The 17853-nt window shown below is 63.4% G+C and carries 21 protein-coding genes; 9 read left to right on the top strand and 12 right to left on the bottom strand.

Annotated elements, in window-relative coordinates; translation table 11 throughout:
* Positions 1 to 26: 26 nt before the first annotated feature.
* From AC1Q5P_RS10675 to hisB, 8 genes are all read right to left on the bottom strand, one after another.
* Positions 27 to 404 (bottom strand): histidine triad nucleotide-binding protein, encoded by a 378-nt coding sequence (locus AC1Q5P_RS10675; RefSeq protein ID WP_118072178.1) that lies wholly within the window; start codon positions 402 to 404, stop codon positions 27 to 29.
* A gap of 1 nt (position 405) precedes the next feature.
* Positions 406 to 729: a phosphoribosyl-ATP diphosphatase gene (locus AC1Q5P_RS10670; protein ID WP_039332801.1), complete on the bottom strand. Its 324-nt coding sequence runs from the start codon at positions 727 to 729 to the stop codon at positions 406 to 408.
* A gap of 33 nt (positions 730 to 762) precedes the next feature.
* Positions 763 to 927 (bottom strand): hypothetical protein, encoded by a 165-nt coding sequence (locus AC1Q5P_RS10665; protein ID WP_156135729.1) that lies wholly within the window; start codon positions 925 to 927, stop codon positions 763 to 765.
* A gap of 98 nt (positions 928 to 1025) precedes the next feature.
* Positions 1026 to 1787 (bottom strand): imidazole glycerol phosphate synthase subunit HisF, encoded by a 762-nt coding sequence (gene hisF / locus AC1Q5P_RS10660; RefSeq protein ID WP_492518903.1) that lies wholly within the window; start codon positions 1785 to 1787, stop codon positions 1026 to 1028.
* A gap of 1 nt (position 1788) precedes the next feature.
* Entirely contained in the window at positions 1789 to 2514 is a 726-nt protein-coding gene (hisA, locus tag AC1Q5P_RS10655) for a 1-(5-phosphoribosyl)-5-[(5-phosphoribosylamino)methylideneamino]imidazole-4-carboxamide isomerase (RefSeq protein WP_039332797.1), read from the bottom strand.
* Between the two features lie 22 nt (positions 2515 to 2536).
* Entirely contained in the window at positions 2537 to 3676 is a 1140-nt protein-coding gene (locus AC1Q5P_RS10650; RefSeq protein WP_492518902.1) for a glycoside hydrolase family 130 protein, read from the bottom strand.
* Between the two features lie 67 nt (positions 3677 to 3743).
* On the bottom strand, positions 3744 to 4373 hold the full coding sequence (hisH, locus tag AC1Q5P_RS10645) for an imidazole glycerol phosphate synthase subunit HisH (protein WP_039332793.1): 630 nt from the start codon (positions 4371 to 4373) through the stop codon (positions 3744 to 3746).
* Positions 4366 to 4959, bottom strand: coding sequence for an imidazoleglycerol-phosphate dehydratase HisB (hisB, locus tag AC1Q5P_RS10640; RefSeq protein ID WP_039332791.1), 594 nt, complete (start codon positions 4957 to 4959; stop codon positions 4366 to 4368). The genes hisH and hisB overlap by 8 nt, the downstream gene beginning before the upstream one ends.
* Before the next feature lie 86 nt (positions 4960 to 5045).
* Here hisB and AC1Q5P_RS10635 point away from each other — a divergent pair, with 86 nt between their 5' ends.
* From AC1Q5P_RS10635 to gmk, 3 genes are read left to right on the top strand one after another with little or no spacing between them, the layout of a single operon-like run.
* A complete protein-coding gene (locus AC1Q5P_RS10635) occupies positions 5046 to 5543 on the top strand; it encodes an SspB family protein (protein WP_062342268.1) in 498 nt (165 codons plus the stop codon).
* A gap of 34 nt (positions 5544 to 5577) precedes the next feature.
* The gene (locus AC1Q5P_RS10630) at positions 5578 to 5970 is read left to right on the top strand and encodes a hypothetical protein (protein ID WP_492477543.1); all 393 of its coding nucleotides are present in this window, start codon (positions 5578 to 5580) and stop codon (positions 5968 to 5970) included.
* Between the two features lie 51 nt (positions 5971 to 6021).
* A complete protein-coding gene (gene gmk, locus AC1Q5P_RS10625) occupies positions 6022 to 6672 on the top strand; it encodes a guanylate kinase (RefSeq protein ID WP_062342273.1) in 651 nt (216 codons plus the stop codon).
* Between the two features lie 116 nt (positions 6673 to 6788).
* On the opposite strand, the gene AC1Q5P_RS10620 is transcribed toward gmk, so the two are convergent.
* The 3 genes from AC1Q5P_RS10620 to AC1Q5P_RS10610 all read right to left on the bottom strand — a co-directional run bounded on the left by AC1Q5P_RS10620 (position 6789) and on the right by AC1Q5P_RS10610 (position 9966).
* The gene (locus AC1Q5P_RS10620) at positions 6789 to 7592 is read right to left on the bottom strand and encodes an SDR family oxidoreductase (protein ID WP_039332784.1); all 804 of its coding nucleotides are present in this window, start codon (positions 7590 to 7592) and stop codon (positions 6789 to 6791) included.
* A 70-nt stretch (positions 7593 to 7662) separates the two neighbouring features.
* The gene (locus AC1Q5P_RS10615) at positions 7663 to 8802 is read right to left on the bottom strand and encodes an acyl-CoA dehydrogenase family protein (RefSeq protein ID WP_062342275.1); all 1140 of its coding nucleotides are present in this window, start codon (positions 8800 to 8802) and stop codon (positions 7663 to 7665) included.
* A gap of 3 nt (positions 8803 to 8805) precedes the next feature.
* Positions 8806 to 9966, bottom strand: a complete 1161-nt coding sequence (locus tag AC1Q5P_RS10610) for an acyl-CoA dehydrogenase family protein (RefSeq protein ID WP_492518901.1) — start codon at positions 9964 to 9966, stop codon at positions 8806 to 8808.
* A 193-nt stretch (positions 9967 to 10159) separates the two neighbouring features.
* Here AC1Q5P_RS10610 and AC1Q5P_RS10605 point away from each other — a divergent pair, with 193 nt between their 5' ends.
* The 6 genes from AC1Q5P_RS10605 to AC1Q5P_RS10580 all read left to right on the top strand — a co-directional run bounded on the left by AC1Q5P_RS10605 (position 10160) and on the right by AC1Q5P_RS10580 (position 16406).
* Positions 10160 to 11008 (top strand): SDR family NAD(P)-dependent oxidoreductase, encoded by an 849-nt coding sequence (locus tag AC1Q5P_RS10605; RefSeq protein ID WP_039332778.1) that lies wholly within the window; start codon positions 10160 to 10162, stop codon positions 11006 to 11008.
* The gene (locus tag AC1Q5P_RS10600; protein ID WP_492518900.1) at positions 11005 to 12432 is read left to right on the top strand and encodes an MFS transporter; all 1428 of its coding nucleotides are present in this window, start codon (positions 11005 to 11007) and stop codon (positions 12430 to 12432) included. The genes AC1Q5P_RS10605 and AC1Q5P_RS10600 overlap by 4 nt, the downstream gene beginning before the upstream one ends.
* A 105-nt stretch (positions 12433 to 12537) precedes the next feature.
* Positions 12538 to 13830: an acyl-CoA dehydrogenase family protein gene (locus tag AC1Q5P_RS10595; protein ID WP_039332774.1), complete on the top strand. Its 1293-nt coding sequence runs from the start codon at positions 12538 to 12540 to the stop codon at positions 13828 to 13830.
* Positions 13831 to 13841: 11 nt separating this feature from the next.
* Entirely contained in the window at positions 13842 to 14930 is a 1089-nt protein-coding gene (locus AC1Q5P_RS10590) for a Zn-dependent alcohol dehydrogenase (RefSeq protein WP_427464229.1), read from the top strand.
* The gene (locus AC1Q5P_RS10585) at positions 14927 to 16003 is read left to right on the top strand and encodes a phosphotransferase family protein (protein WP_492518899.1); all 1077 of its coding nucleotides are present in this window, start codon (positions 14927 to 14929) and stop codon (positions 16001 to 16003) included. The genes AC1Q5P_RS10590 and AC1Q5P_RS10585 overlap by 4 nt, the downstream gene beginning before the upstream one ends.
* 13 nt (positions 16004 to 16016) lie before the next feature.
* The gene (locus AC1Q5P_RS10580) at positions 16017 to 16406 is read left to right on the top strand and encodes a reverse transcriptase-like protein (RefSeq protein WP_062342286.1); all 390 of its coding nucleotides are present in this window, start codon (positions 16017 to 16019) and stop codon (positions 16404 to 16406) included.
* 62 nt (positions 16407 to 16468) lie between these two features.
* On the opposite strand, the gene AC1Q5P_RS10575 is transcribed toward AC1Q5P_RS10580, so the two are convergent.
* Positions 16469 to 17842: a class II 3-deoxy-7-phosphoheptulonate synthase gene (locus tag AC1Q5P_RS10575; protein WP_492518898.1), complete on the bottom strand. Its 1374-nt coding sequence runs from the start codon at positions 17840 to 17842 to the stop codon at positions 16469 to 16471.
* Positions 17843 to 17853 lie beyond the last annotated feature (11 nt).

The raw sequence follows: 17853 nt of genomic DNA, 5'->3' as shown, positions 1-17853 counted from the left end.
ACGCCTTACCTCCGTGTTCCCCCCGTTCAGCGCACCAGCATCGGGCCAAGCGGCTGGCCGGCAAAGAGGTGGACGTGCAGATGCGGCACTTCCTGATGGCTGTTGGTGCCGGTGTTGGCGAGCAGGCGATAGCCCGGAGCCACCAGACCGAGATCACGCGCTACCTTGCCGACTGCGCGGACGAAGCCGGCGATTTCGGCCTCCGAAGCCTTCTCGGAGAAATCGTCCCAGCACACGTAGGCGCCCTTGGGGATCACCAGGACGTGGGTCGGCGCCTGCGGGTTGATGTCGTGAAATGCCAGCGCATAATCGTCTTCATAAACCGTGCGGTTGGGGATCTCCCCGCGCAGGATCTTGGCGAAGATGTTCTGGTCGTCGTAGGGGAGCGTTGCGTCAACGGCCATGTCAGTTGCTCCGGCTGGCTTTTTCAGCGATGCCCGAGGTGCCTTCGCGCCGCTCGAGTTCGGCCAGCACTTCGGCGAGCGGCACGTCCTTGGCGGAGAGCAGCACCATCAGGTGGAAGATGAGGTCCGCCGCTTCGCCGACGAGTTCCTTGCGGTCTCCAGCCAATGCAGCAATGACAGTTTCCGTGCCCTCCTCGCCAACCTTCTGGGCTATCTTGGCGATACCCTTGGCATTGAGCTTGGCGACGTAGCTGGCGGAAGGATCGCCCGCGCGGCGCTGGGCTATCGTGGCTTCGAGCCGGGCGAGGATTTCACCGTGTTCCATGGGCAGCGCAATGGCGCGGAACGGGCGGTGCGGTCAACCCCGGCGCTTGGCGATCTGGCGGCCGACGATGAGACCGACGAGCCCCAAGGCGAAGAGTGCGCCGTCAGTCGGTTCGGGAATCGAGATGCCGGCCGACTGCGCCAGCGACGGAGAAACCGACGCGAGGACCGCAAGAAGGATGGTACCGATACGAAGCACAGGGCAAGCGACCTTGAGTTGTTAACCCCAACCCAATGCCAGACCGCGTGATTCGGTAAAATCCCTTATAACAAATGGTTAATGACCCATCTTGGGACTCAGGAGCGTGCTGGCAGACCTGCAGCCCGCAGCGCGGCGTGGGCTTCTGCAATCGAGTGGGTTCCGAAGTGGAAGATCGATGCCGCCAGCACCGCGCTGGCATGGCCTTCGGTTACACCTGCGACAAGGTGTCGGAGACTGCCGACGCCACCGCTGGCGATCACCGGGACCGGCACGGCATCAGCGATGGCGCGGGTCAGTTCCAGGTCGTAGCCCTTTTGCGTCCCGTCACCGTCCATCGAAGTGACGAGCAGTTCGCCCGCGCCCAGCGTGGCAAGGTTCACGGCGTGGGCCAGCGCGTCGATGCCAGTTGCCTTGCGCCCGCCGTGGGTGAATATCTCCCATTTGCCCGACCCGGTGCGTCGCGCATCGACCGAGCCAACCACGCACTGCGCGCCAAACTTCTCGGCAATGTCGCGCACCAGTTCGGGACGGGCGACGGCGGCGGAATTGACCGCGACCTTGTCGGCACCAGCGAGGAGGAGGGCGCGGGCGTCCTCGACTGCCCTCACCCCACCGCCGACTGTCAGCGGCATGAAACAGACTTCCGCAGTCCGGGCGACGACATCAAGCAGGGTGCCGCGGCCTTCATGGCTGGCGGAGATGTCGAGGAAGCACAACTCGTCCGCCCCGGCCTTGTCATAGGCGCGCGCCTGCTCGACCGGATCGCCGGCATCGCGCAGGTCGACGAAATTGACGCCCTTGACCACGCGGCCATTGGCGACGTCGAGACAGGGGATGACGCGGACTCGGACAGTCATGTCAGGCCTCGGCCATCGCAATGGCAGCCGCAAGATCGAGCTTGCCTTCGAACAGCGCACGGCCGGTGATGACACCTTCGATGCCGTCGGCTTCATGAATCTTGAGCATCCGGATGTCGTCGATGCCCTTGACGCCGCCGCTGGCGATCACGGGAATGTCGACGCGGCGCGCGAGTTCGACGGTGGCGTCAAGATTCACGCCCTTGAGCAGGCCGTCGCGTCCGATGTCGGTGAAGAGCAGGCTGGCAACGCCCGCATCCTCAAAGCGGCGGGCGAGATCGACGACCGAGACGTCGGACACGTCGGCCCAGCCCTCGGTGGCGACCATGCCGTCGCGTGCGTCAACCGCGACGACGATGCCGCCGGGGAACTCCTTTGCCATGTCCTTGACGAATTGCGGGTCCTTGAGCGCAGCCGTGCCCATGACGACGCGGCTGACACCGACGTCGAACCAGCCCGAGACCGCCTCACGCGTGCGGATGCCGCCGCCGAGCTGGACGTGGCCGGGGAACGACTTGAGGATTCCCTCCACCGCCTCGCGGTTCTCGGCGCGACCGGCGAACGAACCGTCGAGATCGACGACGTGGAGGTACTGCGAACCGGCCTCGGCGAAGAGGCTTGCCTGATGGGCGGGGTTATCGCCGTAGACCGTGGCGCGGTCCATGTCTCCTTCGGCGAGGCGAACGACCTGGCCAGCTTTCAGGTCAATGGCGGGAAAGACGATCATGGACCGCGCGCCTAGCAGCGGATTACGCCGAACGGAAGGCTTCCTTGGGCACATGGGTGATGCGGCAGGCAAGATCGGCCTCGCCCGAGGCGACGATGTAGCGATCCTCCAGCTCAGCGATGCCGGTCGTGAACGCGACATCGCGCAAGTAGAGCAGGTCCTCGAGCGGTCGGGTGAGTTCCGGGTTGGGCTCCAGCAGCGGGGTGTGGCTGCCGCCGATGGTCTTCCATGGCTCTTCCGGGTCGAGGAGGGTCCAGTAGGTACGGTAGATGCCCACGATCTCCTTCGGTTCGACGCCGTGCCAGAGGGTAAGCCAGCCACGCTGACCGTCAATCTCCGTGAGGATCGGGGGTGTGCCACCACCCATGCGCGCCGTTGCGGCGGTACCAGCATGCGGACGAATGCCTGGTTCGAGGCGAGGACGCCAGTGAAGGGCATCCGGCGAAGTCGCAAGGTTGATCGAGGGGCCGGAGCGCCATTCGCTGCCAGGCGGGTAGGCGAAGTAGAGGTCGCCCAAGGGGCGGGTCTGTGCCCAGTATTCGCCGTGAACAAGGCCCTCGAAGATCAACATGTCCTTGTTCTGGTGATCGAGAGCAATGCCTTCGAAATGCCAGTTCAGGCCATCTTCCGAGGAATAGAGCGTGGTCGAGTGTCGTTCCGGGCTGACCGAGCAGGTGGTCATCAGATAGGCGCCCTCGCCCATGCGCGAGATGCGGGCATCCTCGATGCCGTAGCACTGGAACGAACCTTGCGGCGCGATGGCCTTGTCATAGTGGATTGCGATGACATCAAGCCCGTCGGCCGACATCTCGACCGGCAACAGCCATGACAGGGAGGTCAGCGCCATGATCTTCCAGCCGCCACCATGCAGAAGGAACTTGCGAGGGTCCGAAGTATCGGCAAGCTCCAGCGGCCAGCCATCGAGAACATAGCCCCCGTCGTGCCAGCGAATCGCATGGACCTTGCCATCGCGGATTGGCTGGCGCAGCGCCTCGGCCACGCGGACCATGAAGAGCAGGTTGCCGTTCGGCAGGACCGTCATGCCGGGGTTGAAGGCCCCCAGAACGTAAGTTTCCGCATCGAAGTGGCCGCGCAACGGTGACTGCGCGAGGTCCACCATGAAGGGCGTGAATACCAGGCGGTCGAACGGAAACGTGGTCATGCGGCAGGGCCTCCTTCAAAGGAAGGAAAGGTCTGGGCGCGTGTTACAGTTCCCTCAGGCTAACCTGTCAGGGCTTCCATTCAAGGAAGCGATTGAGCAGCGACAGGCCGTAGGACTGGCTTTTTTCCGGGTGGAACTGCACGCCAAGAATATTGTCGCGCGCGACGGCGGCGACGATGCCGCCGCCGTGATCGCTCATCGCCGCCACGTGCGTGCCCTCTTCGGGCACGAAGTGGTAGGAGTGCAGGAAATAGGCTTCGCCGGGCTCGAGCAGTTCGGCACCGCCCTGGTGCGGCATCGGCGCGACATCGTTCCAGCCCATGTGGGGCACCTTGATCGACGGATCGGCTGGTTCGATTACGCGGACTTCGCCCCCGATCCAGCCAAGCCCGTCGGTCGTGCCGAACTCGATGCCGCGATCCGCCAGAAGCTGCATGCCGACGCAGATGCCGAGGAAAGGAGCACCGCCGACGAGGACGCGCTCTTCCATCGCCTCGACAAGGCCGGGCACAGCGCAAAGCGCCGAGATGCAGGCGCGGAAGGCACCGACGCCGGGCAGGACGATACGATCCGCGGCCCGGACGACATTGGGATCGGCCGTCACCACCACGCCTTCGGCACCGGCTGCCTTGAGGGCGTTGGCGACGGAGCGCAGATTGCCCGCGCCGTAATCGACCAGCGCGAGGGTATCAGCCACCGAGAATGCCCTTGGTCGAAGGGACTGCATCGGCCTTGCGCGGATCGATGGTGATCGCTGCACGCATCGCGCGGGCAAAGCCCTTGTAGATGCCCTCGATGATGTGGTGGTTGTTCGAGCCGTAGAGGCTTTCGATGTGCAGCGTGATGCCGGCTGCCTGGCTGATCGACTGGAACCAGTGCTCGAACAGCTCGGTATCCATCTCGCCCAAGCGAGGCTGCGTGAATGAGGCCTTCCAGATCAGCACCGGACGGCCCGAAATATCGAGCGCGACGCGGCTCAGCGCCTCGTCCATCGGCGAATAGGTGTGGCCGTACCGGGTTATGCCCTTCTTGTCGCCCAGCGCCTGTGAGATGGCCTGGCCGAGCGCGATGGCGCTGTCCTCGGTGGTGTGGTGCTGGTCGACATGGAGGTCACCCTTCACCCGGCATTCGATATCGATCAGCGAGTGCCGGCTGAACTGCTCGATCATGTGATCGAGGAAGCCGATGCCCGTTTCCACCTTGTAGGTGCCGGTGCCATCGAGGTTCACCGACACGGCAATGTCGGTTTCCTCGGTCTTTCGCGTGATCGATCCGGTGCGCATGGGAAAGCGCCTATACGCCGCTCCGGTTTAGAATCAATGTCCGTCCCCACTTGACCCGAAGGGCCGGGGCGGTCAGTTGTGGCGGCATGAGCGATGCACCTGACAGCCTGATCCCCTACGACGAAATCGTGCAGGAGGCGCTGCGCGCCGTTGTCGGACGCGTGCTGGGCGAAGTGGCAGCGGGCGGCGGGATGCTGCCGGGCACCCATCACTTCTATATCACCTTCAAGACCGGCGCTCCGGGCGTGGACATTCCGCAGCGCCTGCGCGAACGCTTCCCCGACGAGATGACGATCGTGCTCCAGAACAAGTTCTGGGACCTCAAGGTCGAGGCAGATCAGTTCAGCGTTGGCCTTTCATTCAATCAGATCCCTTCGACTCTGGTGATTCCGTTCTCGGCAATCACGGCTTTCGTCGATCCAGCAGTCGATTTCGGTCTGCAATTCCAGGCAGTTGTGGATGACGAGGCGGAACCTGTCGAGCCTGCCGAAAACGATTCGCCGGAACAAGCCGACACGCCTGCCGTTGAGCGGACCGAGGACGGATCGAACGTCGTCACTGTCGATTTCGGCAAGAAGAAGTAAGGGGCACAACGCCCCGCTGACAGAAGGCAAGGGCATGGCTAAGAAGGGCAAGAAGCTGACAAATGCGGCCAAGGATGCCGCTGACAAGGTGCCTGCCCCCAGCCCCAACCCGATGACCAACTTGATCCTGGCCGATATTGCCCTCCGCGCCGGGGGCTCGTTGCTTCGCCGTGGCGTTGAAAAAGGCCTGATCGGGACGAAGATGGGTTCAAAGAAGGCGGGTCGTGTGATCCAGGGGCGCACGATGATGCAGACTCTGGTCGGGACTGCCATCGCCCGGGTTGCAACCCGCTCCGTTCCCGGCGCGATCGTTGTCGGGGGTGGTCTTCTCGCCAAGACGCTTTACGATCGCCGCCGTAGCAGAACCGCCGAGGCAGCTGGCGAAGCGGCAATCGAGGAACAGGCCGAGCGCGGCAAGAAGGGCTGATCGGAGCCGTCCCCCCTTGACCGGGCGGGAACCGATGCGCCACTAGCGCACATGGTCCACGAGTCCCAAGACGACGACACCCTGCACCGCCGGGGCCTGATGCTCATCCTGTCCTCGCCCTCCGGCGCCGGCAAGACGACGATCGCACGCAAGCTTCTCGCCGAAGATGACGAGATCGCGGCATCCGTTTCCGTGACGACGCGGCCGATGCGGCCTGGCGAAGTCGAGGGCAAGGACTACTACTTCGTCGACAAGGCCGAGTTCGACCGCATGGTCGAGGCGAACGAGTTCTATGAATGGGCAGTGGTCTTCGGCAATTGCTATGGCACACCCAAGGCGCACATTCGCGACCGGCTGAAAGCGGGCGGAGACGTCCTGTTCGACATCGACTGGCAGGGCACGCAGCAGCTTTACCAGAAAGCGCAGGCCGACGTGGTGCGCGTGTTCATCCTGCCGCCGAGCCTCGATGAACTGCGCCGCCGCCTGACCGGACGCGGCACCGACAGCGCCGAGGTTATCGCGGCGCGCATGGACCGGGCACAGGCCGAGATCAGCCACTGGGACGGTTACGATTACGTCGTGATCAACGACGACGTTGAGGGCTGCTTCGACAAGGTGCGCGAGATCCTTGCCGCCGAGCGCATGAAGCGCACGCGCCAGACCGGGCTGATCGACTTCGTGCGTGGGTTGATGCGGGGGTAGTATCTCATCTGGAAGTGTTGCGTCCCCGCGCAGGCGGGGACCTCAGCGGTTTGACGCCAAAATTCCGTAACAACACTTGCGTCCCCGCCTTCGCGGGGGCGCAAATGTCAGCGCCATCAATGCCCCGATGGATCCACGGCATTCTCAGGAATCCAGCCGTTGACGATACCGCCATCGATCGGCAGCGGCGTGCCGACGACATAGTCGCCCGCGCGGCTGGCGAGGAAGATCGCGCCCCCGGCCATGTCTTCAATCGTGCCGATCCGCCTGGATGGGATGCCCTTGGCAGAGGCTTCGGGATTCTTCGCCGCAGCCTTGTTCATCTCTGATGGGAAAGCTCCTGGACAGATGCAGCTTGCGACGATCTGGTCCCGGATCAGCCGCGCCGCCATGCGCTTGGTCAACTGGATGACGGCAGCCTTTGATGCCTGGTAGCTGTAGGTCTCCCAAGCATTGAGACGCAGGCCATCGACCGAGGCGATATTGATCACCTTGGCGGGCTGTTCCTTGCTGGCGGCGGCCTTGAGCAGTCCGTGCAGCTTCTGAGTGAGGAAGAACGGCGTCTTGACGTTCAGGTCCATGACCTTGTCCCAGCCAACTTCGGGAAAATCCTCGAAGTCTGCGCCCCAGGCAGCGCCCGCGTTGTTCACGAGAATGTCGAGCTTGTTTTCGCGGCCAGCAAGGTCTGCGGCGAGCTGTTCAATGCCGGCGACGTTGGAAATGTCACCGGGCAGTGCGATGCACCGATCGCCAAGGCGGCTGGCGGTTTCCTCGACCACGGCAGCCTTGCGAGCGGTGATGTACACCCGCTCGCAACCTGCGGCGAGGAAGCCTTCGGCGATCATCTCGCCAATCCCGCGCGAACCACCAGTCACGACCGCAATGCGGCCTTCAAGGCTGAAAAGCTTGCTGAAATCCATGTTGTCGTTCCCCTGCGCGCCCGTTTCCCGGGTCGTGTCCCCCTCCCCTGCCGAGGAGGGGGCGATTGCATCAATAGCCGCTAAGCTGGGCCACGCGCTCGGCATGGTAATACTGGTCGCCCATGAACTCGGCGAGCGAACGGTCGCGCTTCATGTAGAGGCCGATGTCGTATTCGTCGGTCATGCCGACGCCGCCATGCATCTGAACGCCTTCGCGAACCGAGAGGTTGCAGGCCTTGGCCGCCTTGGCCTTGGCAACCGAAACCATGAGGTCGGCCTTCTCCGAATTGCCGTCGAGCAGTTGCTGCGCCTTGATCACGGCGGCTTCGGCGATTTCCAGCTCGGAATAGAGGTGCGCGGCGCGGTGCTGAAGCGCCTGGAATTCTCCGATCAGCTGGCCGAACTGCTTGCGCGTCTTGAGGTAGGCGGTGGTGATGTCGAATGCCCCCTGCCCGACACCGGTCAGTTCGGCAGCAGCGCCGATGCGGCCTGCACGGAGAACCTTGTTCAGCAGCTCGCGACCGCCATCGACTTCGCCGATAACGCAATCGCCGTCGAGTTCGACACTGTCGAAGGTGACGTTGCTGGCCATCGCGCTGTCGACGAGGCGCAGGTTCTCGTGGGACACGCCCGATGCGTCCTTGGGTACGGCGAACAGCGTGATGCCGTCGTTGTCGGTATCGCTGCCCGACGTGCGCGCAGCGACGATGATCGCGTCAGCCGAGGCTCCATGCACGACGAAGGCCTTGCTGCCCTGAAGGCGGAAGCCGTTACCAGCCTTTTCGGCCTTGCAGGCGATGCGTTCGGGGCGATGTTTCGGACCTTCGTCGACCGCTACGGCCAATACACTGTCGCCGGCGATTACCCCTGGGAGCCAGCGGCCGCGCAGCTCGTCCGATCCGCCGGCAAGCGCCGTCACGCCCATGACCGAGGTGGTCAGGAATGGCGAAGGGGTTAGGTTGCGACCGATTTCGCGCAGGACGATGCCTGCCTCGACGTGGCCCATCGCCAGACCGCCATCAGCCTCGGCAGCAAGCATGCCGGTGAGGCCCATCTCGGCGAACTGCTTCCACAGGGCATGGCCGAAGCCATCCTGGCAGTTCATGTCGCGATAGTGGCGCAGCTGCTTCTTGATGCCGCCTTCATCGGCCATGAAGCCGGTGACGCTTTCGGCCAGCATGGCCTGATCTTCGGTGTGGAAAAGGGGCATCGATCAGGCTCCCGGCAGTTCGAGGATGCGTTTTGCAACGACGTTGAGCATGACTTCGCTGGTGCCGCCCTCGATCGAGTTGGCCTTGGTGCGCAGCCACGAACGCGACGGGGAGCCGCCATTGGTGCGCTCGCTCTCCCATTCGAGTGCCGTCGCTCCGCCTGCCGACATCAGCAGTTCGTGACGGCGCTTGTTCAGTTCAGTGCCGGCATACTTCATCATGTTGGGCTGCGCGGGATGGGCACGGCCGACCTTGGCCTCATCCAGGAACTTCTCGCCCATGCAGGCATAGGCCAAGGCATCGACATCGAACATGGCGAGGTCGGCGCGCAAGATCGGGTCTTCGAGACCGTTACGGGCAACGATCGCGCCGATAGCGTTGAGGCGATCGCCGCCGCCCGCACCCGAGATCATCTCGCGCTCATGCCCGAGCAAGTACTTGGCGACGTCCCAGCCGCGGTTCAGTTCTCCGACGATCTGGTTCTTCGGCACCACGACGTTGTCGAAGAAGGTTTCGCAAAACGGCGAATTGCCGCTGATCAGCTTGATCGGCTTGGTCGTCACGCCCGGGGTGGTCATGTCGAACAGCAGGAAGCTGATGCCTTGGTACTTGTTGGCCTTGTCGGTGCGGACAAGGCAGAAGATCCAGTCAGCCTTGTCAGCATAAGAGGTCCAGATCTTCTGGCCGTTTACGAGCCAGTGATCGCCCTTGTCCTCGCCGAAAGTCTGCAAGCTGACGAGGTCCGAGCCCGAGCCGGGTTCCGAATAGCCCTGGCACCAGCGGATTTCGCCGCGGGCGATCTGGTTGAGGTAGTGAACCTTCTGCTCCTCCGTGCCGAACTTCAGCAGCGCGGGGCCGAGCATCCAGATGCCGAAGCTGGACAGCGGCGGACGGGCGCCGATGCGGGCGCATTCCTCGCGCCAGATCTTCGCCTCGGCCGGAGACATGCCGGCGCCACCATAGGGCTTGGGCCAATCGGGCACGGTGTATCCCTTGGCTGCGCAGCGCTCCATCCAGGTCTTCTGCGCCTCGTTCTTGAACTTGAAGTTGCGTCCGCCCCAGCAGACGTCGCCCTCGTCGCGGACGGGCTCGCGCATTTCGGCAGGGCAGTTCTCTTCAAGCCATGCGCGGATTTCCGCGCGGAAAGCATCAAGGTCTGACATGGTTATGCTCCTCTCTTAATCGGAAGGTTAAGGCGAGTCGCGATGGTCTGGCAAGGGCGGATTTGCGGCGCCTTTCCTGCGCTTTGGGGCAAATGCCGCTTGCCGTAGCGTAAACCCCATCGCCATTGACGGACGGTCTTTCGCGCCTAAGCTGACGTAAACGTAAAACGATACAAGAACGCTGGAGAGAGGGATGCGATTCAACGGCAAGACGGTCGTCGTGACCGGCGCAGCTTCGGGAATCGGGAGGGCGAGCGCGATCGCTTTTGCGGCCGAGGGGGCAACGGTCTACGCTGCCGACATCGACGAGGCCGGCCTTCTGGCGACGGCGAGCGCATCCAATGGCAAGGTCGTCACTGCCCGCTGCGATGTCACGCGTTGCGAGGACATCAAGGCCCTGATGGACCGCGCCGCGGCAGAGACCGGCGGCATCGACTCGGTCTTCAACAATGCAGGCGCTGGCGGCGACAGAGCCCCGATCGACGAGATCGAGCCCGAAGGCTGGGACCGGACTATGGACCTGCTGCTGCGTTCGGTCGCGTTCGGCATCCGCTACGCCGTCCCCCACATGATCGGGCGCAAGGGCGCATCGTTCGTCAATACTTCAAGCGTTGCCGCAGTCGGACCGGGCTATTCGCCCACTGCCTATGCGGTCGCCAAGGCTGGCGTCCTGCACCTGACCAAAGTCGCCGCGGCCGACCTTGCCAAGCACCAGATCCGGGTCAACGCGGTCCAGCCGGGCTTCATCAACACCAACATCTTCACCGCTTCGCTGGATATGCCCGCCGAACTGGAGGCGCAGGCCAAGGGCGCGATTGCCGCAATGTCGCAGCAGGCGCAGCCGGTGGCGCGCGGCGGACAGCCTGACGACATTGCGCAAGCCGTGCTGTTCCTCGCCAGCGAGGCGGCGGGCTTTGTCACGGGTACATCGCTCATCGTCGATGGCGGGATCACCATCGGGCCGCGTCATAGCTGGGACCCGAACATGCCGGGTCTGTTCGACGCGCTGCAGCAGATGGTCGACAGCGGAAAGGCTGCATGATCCCGATCGAAGGCCGCGTGCCGACCCGGCTCGCCCTGGCGAACGGGTTGGGCAGTGTCGCCTATGGCGTAAAGGACAATGGCTTCGCCACGTTCCTGCTGCTGTTCTACAATCAGGTCCTTGGCATGGACGCGCGGCTGGTCAGCCTGGCCCTCCTGATCGCGCTGGTCTTCGACGGGTTGATCGACCCGATAGTGGGGCATTTCAGCGACCGCACCAGAACCGCCTGGGGCAGGCGATTGCCCTACCTGTATATCGCGCCAATCCCTCTCGGGCTTGCCTGGATATTCCTGTGGTCTCCGATCGGAGAGCCGAGCTTTGCCGTGTTGCTGGCATCAGCCATCATCGTGCGCGCATTGGTGGCGATGTGCGAAGTTCCGTCTGCAGCCTTGGTTGCCGAGATCAGCCGCGACTACGACGAGAGGACGCGCCTGACACGCTTCCGCTTCCTGTTCTCATGGGGGGGCGGGCTGCTGATGCTTTTGCTCGCCTATGGCGTGTTCCTGCCCGACGCGATGCTGGCACGCGAAGGTTATCGCAACTTCGGCCTGTTCGGCGCAGCGCTGATGGTGACCTGCGTGCTGGTTTCGGCATTCGGGCAACATCGGGCAGTTGCCGGCTGGCCACCGGAACGGGGGGCGACAGGGAAGAGCGCCCTCGCTTCTCTGGACGAAATTCGCGAGAGCTTCTCACATCCTGCCTGCCTCATCGTGATGGCAGGCATTGCAGCGGCGCTGACCGCGCAGGGCATCACGTTTGCCTTGTCCAACTACCTTTACCTCTACGTCTGGAAATTCACGCCAACCGCCTTGCAGGCCTTCCCATTCCTGCTCTTCGCCAGCGTCGTGGGAGCATCGCTGCTCGTCGGACGCGCTCAACTGCGCTGGGGCAAGGCGGGGACAGTCATGCGGATGGCGCCGCTGGGCATGGTCTTCTGGGCAGGCCCGCTACTGTTGCGCTGGCTGGGTCTGTGGGCAGCAGACGGTTCTACCTTGTCGCTGGGGGGAATGTTTGCATGCACTCTGCTTTCGAACACCTTCACTGTCACCGGCACCATGACCTTGTGGTCGATGGTTGCGGATGTTGTGGAGGCGTCCGAGGAACAGACCGGGCGAAGGTCGGAAGGGACACTGTCGGCAGGCGCATTCCTTGCCTCGAAGTGTGCAGGCGGGCTTGGCGTGTTCTGTACCGGGCTGCTACTGAGCTTTGCGGGACTGGAACCCAACACCGCCCCCGATGCCGTCGCGCCGGAAGTGACATATCGCCTCAGTCTTGCCTATTGCGCCAGCATTGCCGTGCTGGCGGGAATGACCGCATTCGTGGTCCGGCGATTTCCGATTGACCGGGCGACGCACCAGGCTCGACTTGAACGGCTCAATCAGGTGGCAAGGGCCGATCCCGATGCCGCGGGATTGCATCCCTGACGCCGCAATGATCCCAATCAACGACAGAACTTAATCGGTCACTTAATTTCCGCTTGAATTCGCGCATGGCCCGATGGACATTGCCGGGCAACCAAGGAGAGGCTCATGGATTTCGAACCGACCGACCGCCAGAAGTATTGGCGTGACCGCGTCCGCCAGTTCATCGAGGACAATGTCCGCCCGCGCTACAAGGACTACAAGGCCGAACAGGCCACGGGCGACCGGTGGAAGGTTTTGCAGACGGTCGAGCAGGAGAAGGCCAAGGCCAAGGCTGCCGGAATCTGGAACCTGTTCATGCCGCCACGCAACGGCGGTCACCATCATGTCGAGGAAAGCTTCGAATTCGAAGGCCCGGGCCTGACCAACCTTGAATATGCACTTTGCGCCGAGGAAATGGGCCGCATCGGCTGGGCCAGCGAGGTGTTCAACTGCTCGGCACCTGATACCGGGAACATGGAAGTGTTCCATCGCTACGGCACTCTCGAGCAGAAGGAGCAGTGGCTGCGCCCATTGATGAACGGCGAGATTCGCTCCGCCTTCCTGATGACCGAACCGGCCGTCGCCTCGTCGGACGCGACCAACATCGAAACCTCGATCCGCCGCGAGGGCGACGAGTACGTGATAAACGGGCGCAAGTGGTGGTCGTCGGGCGTGGGCGATCCGCGTTGCAAGATCGCCATCGTCATGGGAAAGACCGACTTCGAGGCCAAGCGTCACCAGCAGCAGTCGATGATCCTGATGCCGCTCGACGCGCCGGGCGTGGAGATCGTCCGTCACCTGCCCGTCTTCGGCTATGACGACGCGCCGCACGGCCACATGGAAGTGGTGATGAACAACGTGCGCGTGCCCGCATCCAACATCCTGCTCGGCGAAGGTCGCGGCTTCGAGATTGCGCAGGGACGCCTCGGGCCGGGCCGCATCCATCACTGCATGCGCACGATCGGCGTGGCCGAGGAGGCGATTGCCAAGATGGCCAAGCGCCTGCAATCGCGCGTGGCCTTCGGCAAGCGCGTGGCTGATCAATCGATCTGGGAATGGCGCATCGCGCAGGCCCGCATCGACATCGAAATGACCCGCCTGCTCTGTCTCAAGGCGGCGGACATGATGGACAAGGTCGGCAACAAGTCGGCTGCGCTGGAAATTGCGATGATCAAGGTCCAGGCGCCGAACATGGCCTTGCGGATCATCGACGATGCGATCCAGGCCCATGGCGGCGGCGGCGTTTCGGAAGACTTCGGTCTTGCCGAAGCCTATGCCCACCAGCGGACGCTGCGACTGGCCGATGGACCAGACGAAGTTCACGCCCGCGCCATCGCCCGCATCGAATTTGCCCGTCATTCGGAATTGCCCTCGGGCGACCGTGGCTTCAGTTCGGGCGATCTGGGCGTGGCTCGGTAAGGAGAGAGAAGATGAAAGCCGCCGTACTCGTCGAACCGGGCAAACCGCTCGAAATCCAGGACCTGACCGTTTCAAAGCCGGGTCCGCACGAAGTTCTGATCCGTACGGCCGCTTGCGGGCTGTGTCATTCGGACCTGCACTTCATCGAGGGCGCCTATCCGCATCCGCTCCCGGCCGTGCCAGGACATGAAGCAGCCGGGATCGTCGAGGCCGTGGGTTCGGAAGTGCGGACCGTGAAGGTGGGTGACGCGGTCGTCACCTGCCTGTCGGCCTTCTGCGGGCACTGCGAGTTCTGCGTCACCGGACGCATGTCGCTGTGCCTCGGTGCCGACACCCGGCGCGGGGTTGGCGCGCCCCCGCGCCTCACCCGCACCGACGATGGCAGCACCGTGAACCAGATGCTGAACCTTTCGGCCTTTGCCGAGCAGATGCTGGTGCATGAACATGCCTGCGTCGCGATCACGCCGGACATGCCGCTCGACCGCGCCGCCGTAATCGGATGTGCGGTGACGACCGGTGCCGGCGCCGTGTTCAACGCCGCCAAGCTGACGCCGGGCGAAACGATCTGCGTCGTCGGCTGCGGCGGAGTGGGACTGGCCACCGTCAATGCCGCAAAGATTGCAGGGGCCGGACGAATCATCGCTGTCGACCCCATGCCCGAGAAGCGCGAACTGGCGCTGAAGCTCGGCGCGACCGATGCGATCGACGCAGGGCCGGATGCGGCCAAGGAAATCGTCGAGATGACCAAGGGCGGCGTCCACCATGCCATCGAGGCAGTGGGCAGGCCGGCTTCCGGCGACCTGGCAGTTGCTTCGCTGCGGCGCGGCGGGACGGCCACTATCCTCGGCATGATGCCGCTTAATCACAAGGTCGGCCTGTCGGCGATGGACCTGCTGTCGGACAAGAAGCTGCAAGGCGCCATCATGGGCGGCAATCACTTCCCCGTGGATCTGCCGCGTCTGGTTGACTTCTACATGCGCGGGCTTCTCGATCTCGACACCATCATTGCCGAACGAATTCCGTTGGAGGGCATCAACGAAGGGTTCGAGAAGATGAAGCAGGGCAATTCTGCCCGCTCGGTCATCGTGTTCGGCCAATGAGCGAGGCGGTGATGGACGCACAGGCAGCGTTTACGGGAACGGTCGTTCCCGAAGGCGCGGACAAGCTGGATGGGGCAAGCCTGACCCGCTGGTTCGAGGAAAACGTGGCGGGCTTTCAGGGCCCGCTTACGGTCTCGAAATTCAAGGGCGGGCAATCGAACCCGACTTACAAGATCGACAGCCCTTCAGGGCCCTACGTGCTGCGGCGAAAGCCCTTCGGCAAGCTGCTGCCATCGGCCCATGCGGTGGACCGCGAATACAAGGTTCAGGCGGGGCTATCAGGAACAGGCTTCCCGGTTGCTCGCCAGTATGGGCTGTGCACGGACGACAGCGTCATCGGGTCGTGGTTCTATGTCATGGGCTGTGTCGACGGGCGGACGATCTGGGACGGCGCAATGCCGGGCGCCACACCGGAATTCCGGCGTGCGACCTACGACGCCATGGTCGATACGCTTGCCGCATTGCATTCGGTTGATATCGAGCAGGCCGGGCTTTCCGACTTCGGCAAGCCTGGCAATTACTTCGGCCGGCAAGTCGATCGCTGGACCAAGCAGTATCGCCTTTCGGAAACCGAGACGATGCCCGAGATGGAGCGGCTTATCGAATGGCTGCCCGCAACCCTCCCCGAGCAGACGCGGACCAGCGTGGTGCATGGCGATTATCGCATCGACAACATGATCTTCCATCCCACGCAAGCCAAGGTCGTTGCGGTGCTCGATTGGGAACTGTCCACGCTGGGCGATCCGCTTGCCGACTTCACCTATTTCTGCACGGCATGGGTGCAGGACAATGGCGGACGTTCGGGCGTGCAGGACCTGGACCGCAAGGCGCTGGGCATTCCGGAACTTGAAGAAGTGGTTGCACGATACTGCGAAAAGACCGGACGTGACGGATTGCCGGGGCTTGACTGGTACATTGCCTACAACTTCTTCAGGCTGGCAGGCATCATCCAGGGGATCAAGAAGCGCGTGATCGACGGGACAGCCTCAAGCGCTCACGCCAAGGCGATGTCGGAAAGAGTCCGACCGCTGGCAGAGCTGGCGTTGAGTTTTGCGGTGAAGGCCGGGGCCTGATACCGCCCCACCCATGGCAGAGCACAAGCGTCTCAAGGTCTACTTCGACGGCGGCTGCCGGCCCAACCCGGGTCCCATCGAGGTTGCGGCTGTAATGCGTGGGATGGCCCAAGTGCGCACCGATCTTGGCAACGGCACCAATGGCGATGCCGAATGGCTGGCCCTGATCCATGCGCTTGAAGTGGCACAGGCCAGTGGCGCCGCCGCATTCGATCTGTTGGGGGACAGCCGTTCGGTGATCGCACAGGCCAATGGCCGCGCGAAAGCGGCTTCGCCAAGTGACCGGGTGCATCTGGAGCGCTTCCGGAAGCTGGCTGGAGCGAATCCGCCCACGCGTGTTCGATGGGTTAAGCGCGAGCAGAACCTTGCGGGCATAGCCTTGAACGCCAGACACCCGCGCTAGGCAAAGAAAAAGCCCCGGAGGCAGAACCCCCGGGGCCATGATTTTGCAGTCTGGGAAGGACGTCAGGCAGCTTCGGCCTTTGTCCCTTCCCGCTCGGCATTCAGTGCCTCGGCCAGCAGGAATGCCAGTTCGATCGACTGCGCTGCATTGAGACGCGGATCACAATGGGTGTGATAGCGATCGGCCAGCCCTTCCTGGGTGATCGCGACGGCACCACCGGTGCACTCGGTCACATCCTGGCCGGTCATCTCGATGTGAATCCCGCCAGCGTGGGTGCCTTCGGCGCGGTGGACCGCGAAGAAGCCCTTCACCTCGGTCAGGATACGGTCGAACGGCCGCGTCTTGTAGCCGTTGTCGGCCTTGATGACATTGCCGTGCATCGGATCGCACGACCACACCACCGGATGGCCTTCGCGCTTCACGGCGCGAACCAGCGGAGCCAGCCCTGCCTCGACCTTGTCGTGGCCGAAGCGGCTGATCAGCGTCATGCGGCCGGCCTCGTGCGAGGGATTCAGCGTATCGAGCATGCGCAGCAGCGCATCGACGCTGAGCGAAGGACCGCACTTCATGCCGATCGGATTGTTGACGCCGCGCAGGTACTCGACGTGGGCCGAACCTTCGAAACGCGTGCGATCGCCGATCCACAGCATGTGGGCACTGGTGTCATACCATTCGCCAGTCAGCGAATCCTGCCGGGTCATCGCCTCTTCGTAAGCCAGCAGCAGCGCTTCGTGGCTGGTGTAGAAGCTGGTGCCCTGAAGCTGCGGCACGGTACGCGGATCGACGCCGCAGGCTTCCATGAAGTCGAGCGCTTCGCCGATCTTGTCGGCGGTTTCACGGAACTTCGTGGCCCACGGGCTCTTGCCGATGTGGTCCAGCGTCCACTGGTGGACCTGGCGCAAGTTGGCGTAGCCGCCGCCCGCGAAGGCGCGCAGCAGGTTCAGTGTCGCCGCTGCCTGGCTGTAGGCCCGCAGCATGCGCTCAGGGTCCGGAATGCGCGATTCCGCAGTGAAATCAATGCCATTGATATTGTCACCGAGGTAGCTCGGCAGTTCAACGTCACCGATTTTCTCAACCGGGGAGGAGCGCGGCTTGGCAAATTGCCCGGCCATGCGGCCCACCTTTACCACCGGTTGCTTGCTGGCAAAGGTCAGCACGACCGCCATCTGCAGCAGCACGCGGAACGTGTCGCGAATGTTGTTCGGATGGAATTCGGCAAAGCTCTCGGCACAGTCTCCACCCTGCAGCAGGAAACCCTTACCTGCGGCCACCTGCGCGAGGTCGGCCTTCAGAGCGCGCGCCTCACCTGCAAAGACCAGCGGCGGAAAGCTCGTCAGGGTCTTCTCGACCTCGTTCAGCTTTTCGGCATCGGGATAGACCGGCAGATGCCGCCCTTCAAACCCGCGCCACGAATCCGCAGTCCAGTTCTGTGCCACTTTCCATTCCT

This window comes from Novosphingobium sp. GW835-FHT14H07 (assembly GCF_058793515.1).
The sequence above is the reverse complement of the archived record's forward strand: the minus strand, read 5'-3'. Positions and strand labels throughout refer to the sequence as shown.